Source organism: Allobosea sp. GW821-FHT10B12, assembly GCF_059415545.1.
The window spans coordinates 349,690-366,011 of record NZ_JBWKNL010000001.1 but is presented as its reverse complement, the minus strand read 5'-3'; the positions used below and the strand labels follow the sequence as shown (position 1 = coordinate 366,011).

The following is a 16,322-nucleotide window of genomic DNA, read 5'->3' as shown; positions in this document are numbered from 1 at the left end:
GGCGGGTGCCTCAGTTCTTGGTGATCGGAGCGTAGAAATTGGTGTCGGAGGTCGGTCCGATCACCCAGTTGCCGACGTTCTTGCGCTGGGCCGAGACCTCGACCTGCTGGAACATGATGACGAAGGGCGAGACCTTCTGGTGGTCGCGCTGCAGCTCGCCATAGACGTTGGCGCGCTTGGTCGCATCGCTCTCCAGGACGTTGGCCTGCGTGACCTTGGTCATGTCCGGGATATCCCAGGCATTACGCCAGGCCAGCGTCTTCGACTTGGCATCCTCGCCATTGTCCTCGTTGATGGCGAAGGTCTCGGCATTGGTGTGCGGGTCGAGATAATCCGGGCCCCACTGGCCGATATAGATGTCGTGGGTGCGGGCGCGGTACTTGGTCAGCGTCTGCTTGCCGTCGCCCGGAAGAATCTCGAGCTTGATGCCGGCCTGGGCCCAGGTCGACTGGACCGCCTGGGCGATATCAGTGATCGGATTGACCGAGCGGGTGTCCATGGTGACCGTGAAGCCGTTCGGCAGGCCGGCCTTGGCGAGCAGTTCCTTGGCCTTGGCAACGTCGAGCTTGTAAGGCCGGTCGGCGATCGCGCCGAGGAAGCCCTTGGGCAGGAAGCTCTCATGGCCCTTATAGGTGCCTTCGACGATGTTGCGCTCGATCGAATCGTAGTCGACCAGCCACTTCAAGGCTTCGCGAACCTCGGGCTTGGCAAGGTTCGGGTTCTTCTGGTTCAGGCCGAGATAGAGGATGTAGCCCTTGTCGCCCTGGACGATCTCGACATTGGCGTTGCTCTTGACCGCGGCCAGCTGGTCCTTGGAGAGGTTGCGGGCGATGTCGATATCGCCCTTCTCCAGCAGCAGGCGCTGCGAGGCCGGCTCTGCGACATGGCGTACGATGACGCGCTTGGTCTTCGGCGCACCCTTGTACCAGCCCTCATTGGCGTCGAGCGCATACTGCTCGTTCGGGCGGTAGGTGCGGACCTTGTAGGCGCCCGAGCCGGCCGAGGCCAGCTTGAGCCAGCCATTGCCCCAGTCGCCGTCCTTCTCATTGGCCTTGACCAGCTTGGAATCGACGATCGAGGCGACGCCCGAGGTCAGGCAGTTCAGGAAGAAGGTCGGCGCGAACGGCTTGGAGACTGTGACGGTGACGGTCTGGTCGTCGGTCGCCTTGACCTTCTCCAGCACCGTGTCCTTGGTCAGGCCGAACTGCGTCAGGATGAAGCCCGGCGACTTGTTCAGCGTGACCGCGCGCTGGAAGGAATAGACCACGTCGGCTGCGGTGAGCGGATTGCCGGAGTGGAACTTGACCCCCGGGCGGAGCTTGAAGGTGTAGGTCAGGTTGTCGGGGCTGACCGTCCAGCTCTGGGCAAGCTCGCCGACGAGCGCGTTGTTGTTCTTGAGATCGACGCCGATCAGCTTGTCATAGAGATTGGCGCCGACCTCGACACCGGAGAATTCGAAGGCCTCGGCCGGATCGAGCGTGATGATGTCGTCGATCTGCTTGGCCATGACGATGGTGTCTTTGGGCGTCTGGGCCTGGGCGGTCGTCGCCATCAGAGCGGCGAACGCGGAAGCCGCCATCAGTTTCGCAACATGACGCATGGAAATCCCCATTGTGCTGTCTGCGGGCACTCCCGGGCGCCCGTTGGCGCGCACTCTGTGGCCAGATCGTGGCCGATGTCCAGCGGGGGCCGAACAGCTTCTGCGCAAACCGCGATTGCTTGCACGCTTGTTGCGCAACAGCCTGAATTGCCGGCGCATTTCTGCGCAAGAACCGGCTTGCCCCGCCTGTCCCTGCCGCTATCGTGACGGAAGCGGCCAGCCCGGCCGGTCCATGGCACAGCAGGGTCCCCGCTCTTGGCCATCATCGCCGCACTGCACCACGTCACCCATTATCGCTACGACCGCCCGGTCACGCTCGGCCCGCAGATCATCCGCCTGCGGCCGGCGCCGCATTGCCGCTCGGCGGTGAAGAGCTACTCGCTCAAGGTCTCGCCGGCACAGCATTTCGTGAACTGGCAGCAGGACCCCAACGGCAACTGGCTGGCGCGCTATGTCTTCCCGGAGCCGGTCAACGAGTTCCGCATCGAGGTCGATCTCGTCACCGAGCTCTCGATCATCAACCCGTTCGACTTCTTCGTCGCGGCTGAGGCCGAGGAATTTCCCTTCGCCTATCCCGAGGAGCTGCATGACGAGCTCGCGCCCTATCTGGTCAAGGAGGAGGCCGGGCCGCTGCTGAGCGAGTTCATGGCGACGGTCCCGCGCGAGAAAACCAACACCGTCAACTTCATCGTCGACCTCAATGCGCGGCTCCAGCGCCTGATCGCCTATGGCATCCGCATGGAACCAGGCGTGCAGGAGCCCGAGCAGACGCTGCAGCTACAGTCCGGCTCGTGCCGCGACACGAGCTGGCTGCTGGTCCAGATCCTGCGCCATCTCGGTCTCGCCGCCCGCTTCGTCTCCGGCTACCTGATCCAGATGAAGGCGGACATCGATCCGCTGGAGGGGCCGCGCGGCACCGACAAGGACTTCACCGACCTGCACGCCTGGGCCGAGGTCTATCTTCCCGGCGCCGGCTGGATCGGGATGGACCCGACCTCCGGCCTGCTCACCGGCGAGGGCCATCTGCCGCTGGCAGCGACGCCGCATTACCGCTCGGCCGCGCCGGTCAGTGGCCTCGCGAGCTATGCCGAGACGCAGTTCGCCTTCGACATGAGCGTGACGCGCGTGCACGAAGTGCCGCGCATCACCCTGCCCTTCTCGGACGCGTCCTGGACCGAGCTCGATGCGCTCGGCGAGCAGGTCGAGGCCGATCTCACGGCGCAGGATGTCCGCCTGACCATGGGCGGCGAGCCGACCTTCGTCTCGATCGACGATCAGACCGGCGAGGAATGGAACACCGCCGCAGTCGGGCCGACCAAGCGCGAGCGCGCCGACGTGCTGATCCGGCGCCTGCGCGAGCGCTTCGCGCCGGGCGGCATGCTGCATTACGGCCAAGGCAAATGGTATCCGGGCGAGAGCCTGCCGCGCTGGGCCTTCGCGCTCTACTGGCGCGAGGACGGGGAGCCGATCTGGCGCAATGCCGCACTGATCGCACGCGAGCCGGGCGCCAGGACGGGCGGCGACCGCGAGCACGAGGTCGTGCCGACTTCGGCTGCGGTCGAGACGCTCGCGGCCGGCCTGTCGGAGCGGCTCGGCCTCGGTGCCGACTATGTGCTGCCGGCCTATGAGGACACCGGGCACTGGCTGGTGAAGGAAGGCCAGCTGCCGGAGAATGTCGACCCGCTCGATCCGAAGCTGTCGGACCCGGAGGAGCGCGCCCGGATGGTGCGCGTCTTCGAGCGCGGGCTCGGCAAGCCGAGCGGCTATGTCATCCCGGTGCAGCGCTGGCAGGCGGCGGCGGAGGACCGGCGCTGGCGCTCGGAGAAGTGGAAACTCCGGCGCGGCAAGCTCTTCCTGGTGCCGGGCGATTCACCCGTTGGCTTCCGGCTGCCGCTCGGATCGCTGCCGCATGTCCCGGCGAAGGCCTATCCGCATGTCCACCCGCAGGACCCGCTGGAGCCGCGCGGCCCGCTGCCGCCGGCTACGGCCGGCTCTCCCGGCGCGCCGCGTGCCGCCGATCCCCCGCCAGGCTTCGACGGCCCAGTCCAGATGGCGCGACCGGCCGGCAGTGGCGAGCCGCAGATCCCGCGCCAGGACATCGTCGAGCAGGAGCTCGGCGCCGAGTCGGTGCGCACCGCGCTCAGTATCGAGGTGCGCGACGGCGTCCTCTGCGTCTTCCTGCCGCCGGTCGAGCGGCTGGAGGACTATCTCGACCTGATCGCCAGCATCGAGGCGACCGCGGAAGAGAGCGGCCAGCCGGTCCATATCGAGGGTTATTCGCCGCCGCATGATCCGCGCCTCAACGTCATCAAGGTCACGCCGGATCCCGGCGTAATCGAGGTCAACATCCACCCGGCGAAGAGCTGGGCGGAAGCTGTCGCGATCACCCGCGGCGTCTATGAGGAGGCGCGGCAGACCCGGCTCTGCGCCGAGAAGTTCATGGTCGACGGCCGTCATACCGGCACCGGCGGCGGCAACCATGTCGTGCTCGGTGGCGTGACGCCGGCCGACAGCCCGTTCCTGCGCCGGCCCGATCTGCTCAAGAGCATCGTGCTCTACTGGCAGCGCCATCCGTCGCTGTCCTATCTGTTCTCCGGCCTGTTCATCGGCCCGACCAGCCAGGCGCCGCGCATCGACGAGGCCCGGCACGACCAGCTCTACGAGCTCGAGATCGCGCTGGCGCAGACGCCCGGCCCGCACGACCCGGCGATCCCGCTCTGGCTGGTCGACCGGCTCTACCGCAATCTCCTGATCGACGTCTCCGGCAACACGCACCGCACCGAGATCTGCATCGACAAGCTCTATTCGCCGGACGGACCGACCGGCCGGCTCGGGCTGATCGAGTTCCGATCCTTCGAGATGCCGCCGGATGCGCGGATGTCGCTGGCGCAGCAGCTCCTGATCCGGGCGCTGATCGCCTGGTTCTGGCGCGAGCCGCAGGCCGGCAAGCTGGTGCGCTGGGGCACCAGCCTGCACGATCGCTTCATGCTGCCGGAGCTCGTCTGGCAGGATTTCCGCGACGTGCTCGCCGATCTCGAGCGCGCCGGCTATCGCTTCGATCCGGCCTGGTTCGCGGCGCAGCACGAGTTCCGCTTCCCCTTCTTCGGCAGGGTCAACCAGGGCGGCGTCGAGCTGGAACTGCGCCAGGCGCTCGAGCCCTGGCACGTGATGGGGGAAGAAGGCGCGATCGGCGGCACGGTGCGCTATGTCGACTCTTCGGTCGAGCGTCTGCAGGTCAAGGCAGCGGGCCTAACCCCCGGCAGGCATGTCATCACCTGCAATGGCCGGGCGCTGCCGCTGACCGAGATCGCCGCCGGCATCAGCATCGCCGGCCTGCGCTTCAAGGCCTGGCAGCCGGCCTCGGGCCTGCATCCGACGATTCCGGTGCATGCGCCGCTCACCTTCGACATCGTCGACACATGGGCCGGCCGCTCGCTCGGCGGTTGCGTCTACCATGTCGCTCATCCCGGCGGTCGCAATTACGAGACACCGCCTGTGAATTCCTACGAGGCGGAGGCCAGGAGGCTGGCCCGCTTCGAGGCGATCGGCCATAGTCCGGGGCCGCTGGCGATTCCCGTGGAAGAGCGGACTCCGGAGTTCCCGATGACCCTCGACCTGCGCCGCCCGCCCGGGGTTTGAGGTCAAGCATGGCTCTGCAGCGCCGATCGAGTTCGACGCGGACCCGCAACGAGCGCCGCAACGCCCTGCTCGCAGGCTATCGGCCGCTGCCCGGCGCCTATGACGAGCTGATGGCGCCCGATGGCTCGATCCGGCCGCATTGGGAGCCGTTCCTCGCCGAATGGTCGGCGCTTTCTGGCGACGAGTTACAGCGCCGCTTCGGCCTCGCCGACCGGCATGTGCGCGACACCGGCGTCTCCTATCGCGTCCATGGCGATCTCGACGAGAACGATCCGCTCGCCAGCGAGCGCTCCTGGCCGCTCAACCACGCGCCGCTGGTGCTGACCGGGCAGGAATGGCAGGCGATCGCCGCCGGCGTCGCCCAGCGCGCGCAACTGCTCGATGCCGTGCTCGGCGACATCTACGGCCCCGGCAAGCTCGTGGCCGGCGGGGCATTGCCGGCCGCCGCCATCACCGGCAGCCCCGATTATCTCAGGCCTGTTCAGGGCACGGCCGGCGCCGGGCAGCTGCAGATCTACGCCGCCGATCTCGGCCGCGGGCCGGACGGGCGCTGGTGGGTGCTGAACGACCGCACCCAGGCCCCCTCCGGCGCGGGCTATGCGCTGGAGAACCGGCTCGCCATCGGCCGCGCCTTCCCGGACCTGTTCCGGACGATGAATGTCGAGCGGCTCGCCGCCTTCTTCCAGGGGTTCCGCGCCGGGCTCGTCTCGCGCGCCAAGCGGATCGAGCCGCGCATCTGCCTGCTGACGCCGGGCCAGATGCACGAGAGCTATTTCGAGCAGGCCTATCTCGCCCGCTATCTCGGCTTCCTGCTGGTCGAGGGTGGCGACCTCGTCATGCGCGACGGGCTGGTGCATGTGCGAACCATCGCCGGCTTCAAGCGCGCCGATGTGATCTGGCGGCGGATCGACGGCGATTTTGCCGACCCGATCGAACTCAATGCCGCTTCGGCGCTGGGGGTGCCCGGTCTGGTCGAGGCGGTGCGGGCCGAGAACGTCGTCGTCGCCAACGGGCTTGGCTCTGGCGTGGTCGAGGCGCGGGCGCTGATGGGCTTCATGCCGCGTCTCGCGCGCGCGCTGCTCGGCGAAGAGCTGATCCTGCCGAACATCGCGACCTGGTGGTGCGGCCAGCCACGCGAGCGCGGGATCGTCCTGGATCGCCTCGACCAGATGAGTATCGCGCCGGCCTTCCGTGCCGCCGGCGACGGGGTGGACGGCGGCACCGTGCTGGTCGCCGATCTCGACAGAAGCGAGCGCGAGGCGCTGCGCATCCGCATCAGCGAACGTGGACTCGATCATGTCGGGCAGGAGGTGGTCAGCCTCTCGACCATGCCGGTGATGCAGGGCGGCCGGCTCGAGCCCCGGCCGATGACGCTGCGTGTCTTCGCCGCCGCGACGCCCGATGGCTGGCAGGTGATGCCAGGCGGCTTCTGCCGCATCTCCGAGGAATGCGATGCACGCGCCGTGACGATGCGCTCGGGCGTGCGCTCCAGCGATGTCTGGGTCACCTCCGACCAGCCGGTCGATCAGGTGACGCTGCTGCCGAGCCCGGACCGGATTCCGATCCGCCGCATCGTCGGCATCCTGCCGAGCCGCGCCGCCGACAACCTGTTCTGGCTCGGGCGCTATCTGGAACGCAGCGAGGCGACGCTGCGCCTGGTGCGCGCTTTGCTCGGGCGCCTGATCAATGCCGACGACCAGGCGCCGGGCCATGCCGAGACGATCAAGCGGCTCGCCAATCTGCTCGTCGCCTGGGGTGCGGCACCGACGGCGGCCAAGGCCCGGTCAGTTGCCACGCAGGCGCGCTCCGCTTTGCACGATTTCGACCAATACGGCTCGGCCGCCGCCTCCGTCCGCGAAGCGCGGCGCACCGCCTCAGTCATCCGCGAGCGGCTCTCGGTCGATGCCTGGCGCCTGTTCGGCGACCTGCAGCGTCAGCTCGCCGATCCCGGCAAGCCCTCCAGCGAAGGTGAAGCCTTCGAGATCGCCGACAGCGGGCTGAAATCGCTCGCCGCCTTCTCCGGCCTCTCGCAGGAGAACATGGTGCGCGGCGCCGGCTGGCGCTTCCTCGATATCGGCCGAAGGATCGAGCGCGGCGTCACCACCTGCCGCTTCGCCCGCCATTTCGTCGAGAACGACGCGCCCGGCAATTGCCTCGACGCCCTGCTCGACCTCACTGACTCGCAGATCACCTATCGCTCGCGCTACATGCTCGGCGCCGCGCTTCAGCCCGTTCTCGATCTCGTCATGCTCGACCCCTATAACCCGCGCTCAGTCGCCTTCCAGATCGAGCAGCTCGATGCCGAGATCGCCGCTTTGCCCGCGCTCAACGACGACGGCATGCTGGAGGAGCCGCGCCGGCTCGCGCTCAAGCTCGCCGCCGAAAGCCGCACCGCCGAGGCCGGCCGGCTCGACCGCACCGGCATCCTGTTCTTCGAGCAATTGCTGATGGGGCTCTCCAACGCAGTGGCCGAGCGCTATTTCCTGCAGAACTCCAGGCCGGAAGGTTCGCGGATGACGCGACTCGCGTAAGGGAGTCCGCGTGATCTACGCCATTCGCCATCTCACGGCTTACGCCTATAGCCGCCCGGTGCCGTTCGCACGCTGCATCCTGCGCGTGCTGCCGCGCGACGGGGTGGGGCAGCGCGTGCTGACGAGCGCGCTTTCCGTGACGCCGCGCGGCGCGGAGCGGCGGGACGGGATCTGCTTTTTCGGCAACCGCACGACCGCGCTGACCATCGCCAGGCCGCACCGCGAACTGCGGATCGAGATGACCTCGCGGGTCGAGGTGGCGCGGGCTGCCGCCCCTTTTCCTGCGATCACCCGAAACTGGGAGCAGGTCGCCGAGCTCGCGCTCGCGGCGCAGAGCCTGTCTGCGGACTCCCCGGCACAATATCTCTATCCCAGCCGGCTAGCGCCGACCGTGGCGGAGATCACCGACTATGCCCGCAGGAGCTTTCCGGCGAAACGGCCGGTCTTCGAGGCCGCCTGCGAGCTGATGGGCCGCATCCGCAAGGAGTTCCGCTACGACCCGGAAGCGACCGAGGTCGCGACCCCGATCCGCGAGGCTTTCGCCGCCCGACACGGCGTCTGCCAGGACTTCGCTCACATCATGATCGCCGGCCTCAGGGGCCTTGGCCTACCTGCCGCCTATGTCAGCGGCTATCTGCGCACCATCCCGCCGCCGGGCCAGCCGAGGCTCGAGGGCGCCGACGCCACCCATGCCTGGGTGATGCTCTGGTGCGGGCCGGAGACCGGCTGGATCGGCCTCGACCCGACCAACGACCTGATCGTCGCCGACGACCACATCATCACCGCCAGGGGGCGCGATTATGCCGACGTCTCGCCGCTCGACGGCGTGCTGGTCGGACCGGGCAGCCAGAAGCTCGACGTCAAGGTCGACGTCATCCCCGTCACATGATTGCCGGCGACCGCATGAGCCGGCCAGCCATTCGCGGCATCCTGTTCGACAAGGACGGCACGCTGATCGACTATCAGGCGAGCTGGGCTCCGACCAATCTCAGGGCCGGCCGGCTCGCGGCCAGGGGCGATACCGATCTGGCGGCGCGGCTCTTGACCGTGGCCGGCGTCGACCCTGCAACCGGCTATGCGACCTCAGACGGACTGCTCGCCTCCGGCAATACCGAGGATGTGGCGCAGGCCTGGACCGAAGCCGGCAGCCCGTTCGGCATGGCCGAATTGACCGACCGGCTGGATACTCTCTTTCGGTCCGCGGTCGTCGCGGCCGTGCCGGTCTGTGATCTTTCCGGCCTGTTCGCCAGCCTTACCGGCCGCGGGCTCGTCCTCGGCATTGCCTCCAGCGACAGCGAAGCGGCGGTGGCAGCGACGGCCGAGCGCTTCGGCCTCGAACCGCATCTGGCTTTCCAGTGCGGCTATGATTCCGGCCATGGCGCCAAGCCCGGGCGCGGCATGGTCGACGGCTTCTGCGCCGCGACCGACCTGCCGACGGACGCCGTCGCCGTCGTCGGCGATTCCACCCACGACATGCACATGGCCGCGGCGGCCGGCGCAGGCTATCGCATCGCCGTGCTGACCGGCGCCGGCAGCGCCGAAACGCTGCGCCCGCTCAGCCACTTGCTGCTGCCGAGCATCGCCACGCTCGAACAGGCGCTGTTCGCCTGAGCGGGATAGCCAAGCAGATGTGAAAAGGGCCGCGCTGGCGGCGCGGCCCTCGCTGTCTGCCTGAAGGCTCGCCTCAGGCGAGCGTGTAGGCGGTCTTCACCGTGGTGTAGAACTCGCGGGCATAGGCTCCCTGCTCGCGCGGGCCGTAGCTCGAGCCCTTCCGGCCGCCGAAAGGCACATGGTAGTCGACGCCCGCCGTGGCGAGGTTGACCATCACCATGCCGGCCTCGGCATTGCGCTTGAAATGCGTCGCATGCTTCAGCGAGGTCGTGCAGATGCCGGAGGACAGGCCGAACTCGGTGTCGTTGGCAACGGCGAGCGCCTCCTCGTAATCCTTGACGCGGACGACGTTGGCGACCGGGCCGAAGACCTCCTCGCGCGAGATGCGCATGGCGTTGGTCGTCTCGGTGAACAGCGCCGGCTGCAGATAGAAGCCGGGCGTCTCGCGGTTGAGCAGTTCGCCGCCCCAGGCGAGCTTGCCGCCCTCGTCACGGGCGATCTGGATGTATTTCAGGTTCTGGTCGAGCTGGCTCTGGTCGACGACCGGGCCGATCGTGGTGCCGGCCTTCAGCGCATCATCGACGGTGACGCCCTTCAGCCGCTCGATCGCCGCCTCGACGAAGCGGTCATGGATGCCGGCCTGGACGATCAGGCGCGAGGAGGCCGTGCAGCGCTGACCGGTGGAGAAGAAGGCGCCCTGCACCGCAGCCTCGACGGCGACCTTGAGGTCAGCATCGTCGAGCACGACGAGCGGGTTCTTGCCGCCCATCTCGAGCTGGACCTTCTTCATCGGATTGCCGGCGATGCAGGCCGCCGCGACCTTGCGGCCGGTCGAGACCGAGCCGGTGAAGCTGATCGCGTGCACGTCCTTGTGCTCGAGCAAGGCCTGGCCGACGACCGAGCCGCGGCCCATCACCAAGTTGAGCACGCCCTTGGGCAGGCCGGCGCGCTGGATGATGTCGACCAGCGCCCAGGCCGAGCCAGGCACGAGGTCGGCCGGCTTGATCACGACGCAATTGCCGTAGGCCAAAGCCGGAGCGATCTTCCAGGCCGGGATCGCGATCGGGAAGTTCCAGGGCGTGATCATGCCGATGATGCCGACCGGCTCACGCGTGACCTCGACGCCGACGCCGGGACGCACGGAGGGGATGCTCTCGCCGTTCAAACGCAGGCACTCACCGGCGAAGAAGGCGAAGATCTGGCCGGCGCGGGTCGCCTCGCCGATGCCCTCCGGCAGGGTCTTGCCTTCCTCACGCGAGAGCAGCTTTCCGAGCTCCTCCCTGCGGGCGAGGATCTCGTCCGACGCCTTCTTCAGGATCTCGTAGCGCTCCTGCGGGGTGGCGCGGCTCCAGGCCGGGAAGGCGGCCTTGGCGGCGGCAACGGCGTTGTTCAGGTCCTCGACCGAGCCCTGCGCATACTCGCCGACGACATCGTTGGTGTTGGAGGGGTTGATGTTGCGCGAAGCGTTCTGCGAGCCGGCCCATTCGCCGGCGATCAGGTTCTTGAAGGGAGCATTCATCGCAAAGCCTCTTGCTTGACCAAACTTGCCTAACCGAAAGAGGAGCCGGTCTTAACCGGTTTAGGTCGCCAAGGCCATGCAGGCAGGACCGATCAACGGCGATGCGCGCCCCGCCTTGGGCGCATGCGCCGCGCTGGAAGGCCACCTGCCGATCCGCTGCAGCAGCGCGGAATGATCGCCGAGAGCGGGTTTTGAACCGAGTGCTTTTGCCGAATTGTAAGCTTTGCGTGGCGAGATGCCCTCGTGCAGACACCGCCGCCCTATCGCTCTCCGGGCTTCGATACGATACGCGAACAGGCGCGTCTCGATGCGCTCGCGCGCTATGACGTGCTCGACACGCCGCCCGAGGAAACCTTCGACCGCCTGACCCGCCTGGCCAAGCGCATCTTCGGCGTGTCGATGTCGACCATCAGCTTCATCGACGGCCATCGCCAATGGTTCAAATCGCAGCAGGGCATGGCGACCTGCGAGACCGACCGAGGGCCGGCATTCTGCAATATCGCAATCCAGCAGCCGACCTCGCTGATCGTGACCGATGCCGTCAGCGATGAGCGCTTTCGAGACAACCCGTTCGTGATCGGCGAGCCGCATGTCCGCTTCTACGCTGGCATCCCGCTCCGCTGCCCCGAAGGACATGCGATCGGGACCTTGTGTGCCATCGATCCGCAGCCTCGAAACTTCAGCCCGCGAGACCAGGAGATACTGGCCGACCTCGGTGCTCTCGCGATGGAGGTCCTGGAACTCAGACGCCTGTCGCCGGCCACGAAGATGGGATCCGCAGCGGGCGAAGCCAGCCGGCCGGCATTGGCCCGGGAATTCGCCCATGGCCGGAGCGTTCTGAGGGCTGGGCGCATCGTCTTCAACAACGGCCGCGCAGTCGTCAAATGCACGGTGCGGCAACTCTCGCCGGACACGGCGGTGGTCCATGTCATCAGCACCGCGAAGATCCCGGACAGGATTGCGCTGATGATCGATGCCGACGCGACCTCCAGGCTCTGCTCGGTGAACTCCCGGGCAGAGCAGCATCTCGCGCTCGCCTTCGAGAGCTGACGCCAGCCTGCGACCGAGAGCACCCCGCGGCAGCAAGCCGGCGACAGGCCTTGGAGAGGCGGTTCGGCGCAGTTTTGCACCCGCCATTTCAGCTTGCTTTCACCTTTGTCTGGTTTGCTCCGACGGCAATGAAGCTTGCCCGCATCGTCTTCTCCCAGCATGGCAACGACCAGGAGCAGGCGACTTCGTCGCCCCTGGCGCTCTGGCGTGCAGCGGCGCTGATCGCGGGCATCGTCTTCGCCGCTGCCCTATTCGGCCACCTCACCCGGCCGCTCGGCTTTCTCTCCACTTTCTGGCCGGCCAATGCCCTTTTGATGGGCGTGATGGTGCGCAATCCCGGCTGGGCCGGACCGCTCGGCTGGGCAGGCGCGGCGATAGGGTATCTCGCCGCCGACTTCGCCATGGGCGGCAGCCTTGGCATGACCTTCTGGCTGACGGCGGGCAATCTGACCAACGCCTTTGTCGGCTATCTACTCTTCCAGCGCGTCGCCGGCACGGATCGCCGGCTCGAACGGCCGCAATCCCTGCTGTTCCTGCTGCTGGTCGCCTGCGCTGCCGCAGCTTCAGCCGCCATCGTCGGCAGCGGCTGCCTGGTCGTCTATTTCGGCCAGCCGCCGATGCAGGCCTTCGAGTTCTTCCTGACCAGCGAGTTCTCCAGCAATCTCGTCGTCCTGCCGATGGTCCTGACGGCACCGCCGCTCGCCGAACTGGCACGACGGCTGAGTGCGCACGCCGTACCGACCAAATCGCGGCTGAACGAGGCTCTTCCAGGGATCGCCTTGCTGGCCTCGATGCTCGTCGCCACCACGATCGGCGGCTCCAGTGCGATCGCGATCCCGGTCCCTGCGATCCTCTGGTGCGCGCTGAGCTACGGCGTCTTCCCGACCGCGCTGCTGACCTTCGGGCTCGGGCTCTGGCAATGCACGGTGCTGCTCGCCAAATTGGCCCCGGGCACCGCCGAATATGCGGCCGCCCTCACCTCGCATCGCTTCGGCGTCGCCCTGTTCTCGCTCGGGCCGATCATGGTGGCGACGATCAACGCCGCCCGCTCACGCCTGCTGAGTGAACTCGACCTTGCCGCCAACCAGGACGTCCTGACCCGGACCCTGTCGCGCCGCGCCTTCCTGGCGCGCAGCGAGGCCGTGCTGGCGGCGAGCTTCGCGACGAACCAGCCGGTGGCCTTGCTGATGCTCGATGTCGACCGGTTCAAGCTGATCAACGACAGATACGGCCACGCGGTCGGAGACGAGGTGCTCATCGCCCTGGCGGAGAACGTGACGAACATGCTGCGGCGAACCGATCTGTTCGGGCGGATCGGCGGCGAGGAGTTCGCGATCCTCCTGCCGGGATTGACGCAGCCCGAGGTGGTCACGCTGGCCGAACGGATGCGCGATGGCTGCGCCCGGCTGCGCATCCCGGTCGACGGCGGCACTCCACTCGCGCTCACGGTCAGCATCGGGCTCGTCTGGGGGACGACGGGGCCGGACTGCTCGCTGCAGAAGCTGCTGAAGCAGGCAGACGATGCCCTCTACCGGGCCAAGCGGACGGGCCGCGATCGTGTCATCGAGATGACGCTGCGAGCGGCCTGAGCCGGCGGCCAGGTTCAGCCAGGCGTTGCCGAGCCGGCGATCTGCTCCTGCCGCACCTCCGTCCTGGCCGCAAGCCGGCCGATCAGGAAGGTGGCGAAGCTCGACCAGGCGACGCCGAGGCACCAGCCGCCGAGCACGTCGCTCGGCCAGTGCACGCCAAGATAGATGCGGCTGAGGCCGATCGCGATCATCAGGATCCAGGCGACCCACAGGCAGAGCCGGGCGATGTCGGCGCGGCGCGAGGCGATGCCGACGAAGCTGGCGATGCTGAGCAGCACCACCGCCGCCAGGAAGGCGTGACCGCTCGGGAAGCTCGCGGTGAAGGTCAGCGCGGCATGCTCGACGATGTCGGGCCGCTCACGGCCGAAGGCGAGCTTCAGCAGCGTACTCGCCACCGTCGCGGCCAGGACGCTGGCCAGCAAGCCGATCGCCAGCGGACGATGGCCGCAGAGCCGCAATGTCAGGGCCGCGATCACGGTCGCGATCCCCAATCCGATGAAGCTGCCGAGCGCGGTCAGGTCGCGCATCATCTCGCGGAACCAGGCCGGGCCGAGCGGCACGGAGGGATTTGCCGGGTCGCGAAACAGCATCACCAAGGCGCTGTCGACCGCGGAACTGCCGTCGGAGACGACATAGAAGGCCAGGCCCAGAAACGCGAAGATCGCCGCGACAGGCAGGAGAAAGCGCGGCTGGAGGAGGAACATCGAACGCCTCACGAAGGAAACTGGTACTCGGCTGGATAAGGCAGGGCTTCAGTCTGAAGCGCAGCTGGCCGGGCTGCAATCACACGCAGCGCGCCCGGGAGCAGACGGTAGGTGAACGGGCTGGCGCGGCGCTCGACCTCGCCATCAAAGGTGACATGGCCGCGGCGCTTGTCGCGGCGGATGATCGTCACGGCCGTGCCGGTCAGCGAAACGAGGTTGTGCGAGTTGCGCCAGCCGCCGGTCAGCATCGAGAAGGCCGCCTTGCAGCGCGACAGCAGGCCACCGGTGTCGAGGATGTGGACCTCGAACTCGCCACCGTCGAGACGGCTGCGGCGCCATTCGGCCCCGTCGAACTGGTTGACGGTGACGAGGACCGCGTCGGCCTCGACCTGGCGGCGCTCGCCGGCGATCTCCATCTCGATCCTGATCGAGCGGGTGAACAGGATCGCGCGGGTCGCGGCGAAGAGAAAGGCGACCAGACGGCTGAAGGGAAAGCGCCGGCGCGCATATTCGCGCTGGCGTGCCATCAGGCTGAAGAAGCCCATGCCCGAGATCGAATGGAACAGCCGGCCATTGACGCTGCCGATATCCATCGCCACCGGCTCGCCCTGGCAGATCGCCGCGATCTGCTGCTCCGGTGTGCCGATGAGACCGAGATCACGGCCGAGCACGTTGACCGTGCCGAGCGGCAGCACGGCGACAGTGCGCTTGCAGTCCATCAGGATCGGCAGGGCTCCGTTGATGCTGCCGTCGCCGCCGGCGATGACCGGAATCGTCGCTTCGTCGGCAACCGCGATTCGCAGACGTTCCTGCAATCGGCGCGGCGGCACGAGTTCGACCTCGGCCCGGCAACCGGCTGCCTCGAATGCCGCTGCGATGCGCCGCGAGAAGGCGCCGGCTCCCGCTTCCAGCACCGCGCCGGCCCGCGCATTGGCGATGACGCGGAAGCAGCGCGGCTGCGTGTCCGCCTTGAGCTCGGGCAACGGGTCCGACAAATTCGCCATGTCAGGCGGCGATATGGGCGTCCCTCTTGTCGGGAACAAGGCGGGTCGTGGCCGGCGCGAATTGAGCCTGCTTGTCCTCGACCTCTTCGGTGATGACCTCGAAACGCTGCAGCCAGTGCGGTCCGAAGGAGGTCAGCATCGGCACATCGGCGGCGTCCCGCCCACGGGCGATGACGATGCGGCCGATGCGGCGCCGGTTGTGGCGAGCGTCGAATGCGTGCCAGCGCCCACCGAGCCAGACCTCGAACCAGGCATTAAAATCCATCGGCGCCGGATCGGGCGGAACGCCAATGTCGCCGAGATAGCCGTTGCAGTACCGCGCCGGAATGTTGAGGCAGCGGCAGAGCGCGATCGCAAGATGGGCGAAGTCCCGGCAGACGCCGATGCGCTCGTTGAAGGTTTCGGCAGCGGTGCGCGTGTTGCGCGCGAAGGCGTAGCCGAAACTGACATGATTGTGGACGAACTGGGTCACGGCCTGAACACGAGCCCAGCCCGGCCTGACCTGGCCGAACAGGCTCCAGGCGCTGTCCGCCAGCCGATCGGTCTCGCAATAGCGGCTGCCGAGCAGATAGGGCAGCACCGCGTCCGGCAACTCCGCCGGCATGTCCTCGCTGGCGGAGAAATCGGCGCCGTCGGGCTCGCCATCGTCAAGGATGAGCCCCTCGCACGCGAGTGTGACGCCGCCCGCGGGCGCAGTGAAGCGGCGACAGATGTTGCCGAACGCATCGAGATGCTGGCTCAGCGCGATCGACCTGCCCGCGCCGCGCAACGGAGCCACACGCATCTCGTCCGGGCGGATCAGATCGTGCCGGCGCGACGGGTGGACGTCGAGCAGCGTGAGCAAGGCGGTCGGCTGCTCGCAAACGAGCTCGATCCGGTAGCCATAGCGGATATGCATGATGACCTCGACGCTGCACGATGAGAGCCGCCCGCCCCGCCGCGGCGGAGGCCCCCCGGCCGGCATTCAACGACGCACGGCATCGGCCGAAGTTCCCTGCCCGCCGCGTGCTTTCGCACATAAAAAAGGTGCGGGCCTTTCGGCCCGCACCACGCAATCACGACGATCCGGCTGGGG

General features: G+C 67.7%; 11 protein-coding genes. 6 read left to right on the top strand and 5 right to left on the bottom strand.

All coding sequences use genetic code 11. The features are described 5' to 3' along the window. Positions 1–10 precede the first annotated feature (10 nt). Positions 11–1,579 carry an ABC transporter substrate-binding protein gene (locus AC07O0_RS01740; RefSeq protein WP_494619515.1) on the bottom strand — a complete coding sequence of 523 codons (1,569 nt, stop codon included), beginning with the start codon at positions 1,577–1,579 and terminating at the stop codon, positions 11–13. Between the two features lie 276 nt (positions 1,580–1,855). Between AC07O0_RS01740 and AC07O0_RS01735 the strand changes: the two genes are divergently transcribed. From AC07O0_RS01735 to AC07O0_RS01720, 4 genes are read left to right on the top strand one after another with little or no spacing between them, the layout of a single operon-like run. After that, on the top strand, positions 1,856–5,239 hold the full coding sequence (locus tag AC07O0_RS01735) for a transglutaminase family protein (protein ID WP_494619513.1): 3,384 nt from the start codon (positions 1,856–1,858) through the stop codon (positions 5,237–5,239). Positions 5,240–5,247: 8 nt separating this feature from the next. Beyond that, positions 5,248–7,770 carry a circularly permuted type 2 ATP-grasp protein gene (locus AC07O0_RS01730; RefSeq protein ID WP_494619511.1) on the top strand — a complete coding sequence of 841 codons (2,523 nt, stop codon included), beginning with the start codon at positions 5,248–5,250 and terminating at the stop codon, positions 7,768–7,770. A 10-nt stretch (positions 7,771–7,780) separates the two neighbouring features. Next, complete coding sequence (locus tag AC07O0_RS01725) at positions 7,781–8,659, top strand: transglutaminase family protein (protein WP_494619509.1); 879 nt, start codon at positions 7,781–7,783, stop codon at positions 8,657–8,659. Between the two features lie 14 nt (positions 8,660–8,673). Further along, the gene (locus tag AC07O0_RS01720; RefSeq protein ID WP_494619507.1) at positions 8,674–9,381 is read left to right on the top strand and encodes an HAD family hydrolase; all 708 of its coding nucleotides are present in this window, start codon (positions 8,674–8,676) and stop codon (positions 9,379–9,381) included. Between the two features lie 73 nt (positions 9,382–9,454). On the opposite strand, the gene AC07O0_RS01715 is transcribed toward AC07O0_RS01720, so the two are convergent. Further along, a complete protein-coding gene (locus AC07O0_RS01715; protein ID WP_494619505.1) occupies positions 9,455–10,900 on the bottom strand; it encodes an aldehyde dehydrogenase family protein in 1,446 nt (481 codons plus the stop codon). A 243-nt stretch (positions 10,901–11,143) separates the two neighbouring features. On the opposite strand from AC07O0_RS01715, the gene AC07O0_RS01710 reads away from it, so the two are divergent. Then, the gene (locus AC07O0_RS01710) at positions 11,144–11,950 is read left to right on the top strand and encodes a GAF domain-containing protein (protein ID WP_494619503.1); all 807 of its coding nucleotides are present in this window, start codon (positions 11,144–11,146) and stop codon (positions 11,948–11,950) included. A 128-nt stretch (positions 11,951–12,078) separates the two neighbouring features. Continuing rightward, entirely contained in the window at positions 12,079–13,539 is a 1,461-nt protein-coding gene (locus AC07O0_RS01705) for a GGDEF domain-containing protein (RefSeq protein ID WP_494619501.1), read from the top strand. Positions 13,540–13,553: 14 nt separating this feature from the next. Here AC07O0_RS01705 and AC07O0_RS01700 read toward each other — a convergent pair whose 3' ends face one another. The 3 genes from AC07O0_RS01700 to AC07O0_RS01690 are packed head-to-tail and all read right to left on the bottom strand — an operon-like array spanning position 13,554 to position 16,145. After that, positions 13,554–14,243, bottom strand: coding sequence for a phosphatase PAP2 family protein (locus AC07O0_RS01700; RefSeq protein WP_494619499.1), 690 nt, complete (start codon positions 14,241–14,243; stop codon positions 13,554–13,556). 8 nt (positions 14,244–14,251) lie between these two features. Beyond that, complete coding sequence (locus AC07O0_RS01695; protein WP_494619497.1) at positions 14,252–15,247, bottom strand: diacylglycerol/lipid kinase family protein; 996 nt, start codon at positions 15,245–15,247, stop codon at positions 14,252–14,254. 1 nt (position 15,248) lies between these two features. Further along, a complete protein-coding gene (locus tag AC07O0_RS01690) occupies positions 15,249–16,145 on the bottom strand; it encodes a transglutaminase-like domain-containing protein (protein ID WP_494619495.1) in 897 nt (298 codons plus the stop codon). Positions 16,146–16,322: the final 177 nt, after the last annotated feature.

Excerpts from the sequence above, each read along its gene's own strand:
- AC07O0_RS01720 (WP_494619507.1), top strand. The coding sequence starts at position 8,674 with ATGAGCCGGCCAGCCATTCGCGGCATCCTGTTCGACAAGGACGGCACG.
- AC07O0_RS01695 (WP_494619497.1), bottom strand. The coding sequence starts at position 15,247 with ATGGCGAATTTGTCGGACCCGTTGCCCGAGCTCAAGGCGGACACGCAG.
- AC07O0_RS01730 (WP_494619511.1), top strand. The coding sequence starts at position 5,248 with ATGGCTCTGCAGCGCCGATCGAGTTCGACGCGGACCCGCAACGAGCGC.
- AC07O0_RS01690 (WP_494619495.1), bottom strand. The coding sequence starts at position 16,145 with ATGCATATCCGCTATGGCTACCGGATCGAGCTCGTTTGCGAGCAGCCG.
- AC07O0_RS01700 (WP_494619499.1), bottom strand. The coding sequence starts at position 14,243 with ATGTTCCTCCTCCAGCCGCGCTTTCTCCTGCCTGTCGCGGCGATCTTC.
- AC07O0_RS01715 (WP_494619505.1), bottom strand. The coding sequence starts at position 10,900 with ATGAATGCTCCCTTCAAGAACCTGATCGCCGGCGAATGGGCCGGCTCG.
- AC07O0_RS01705 (WP_494619501.1), top strand. The coding sequence starts at position 12,079 with ATGAAGCTTGCCCGCATCGTCTTCTCCCAGCATGGCAACGACCAGGAG.
- AC07O0_RS01740 (WP_494619515.1), bottom strand. The coding sequence starts at position 1,579 with ATGGCGGCTTCCGCGTTCGCCGCTCTGATGGCGACGACCGCCCAGGCC.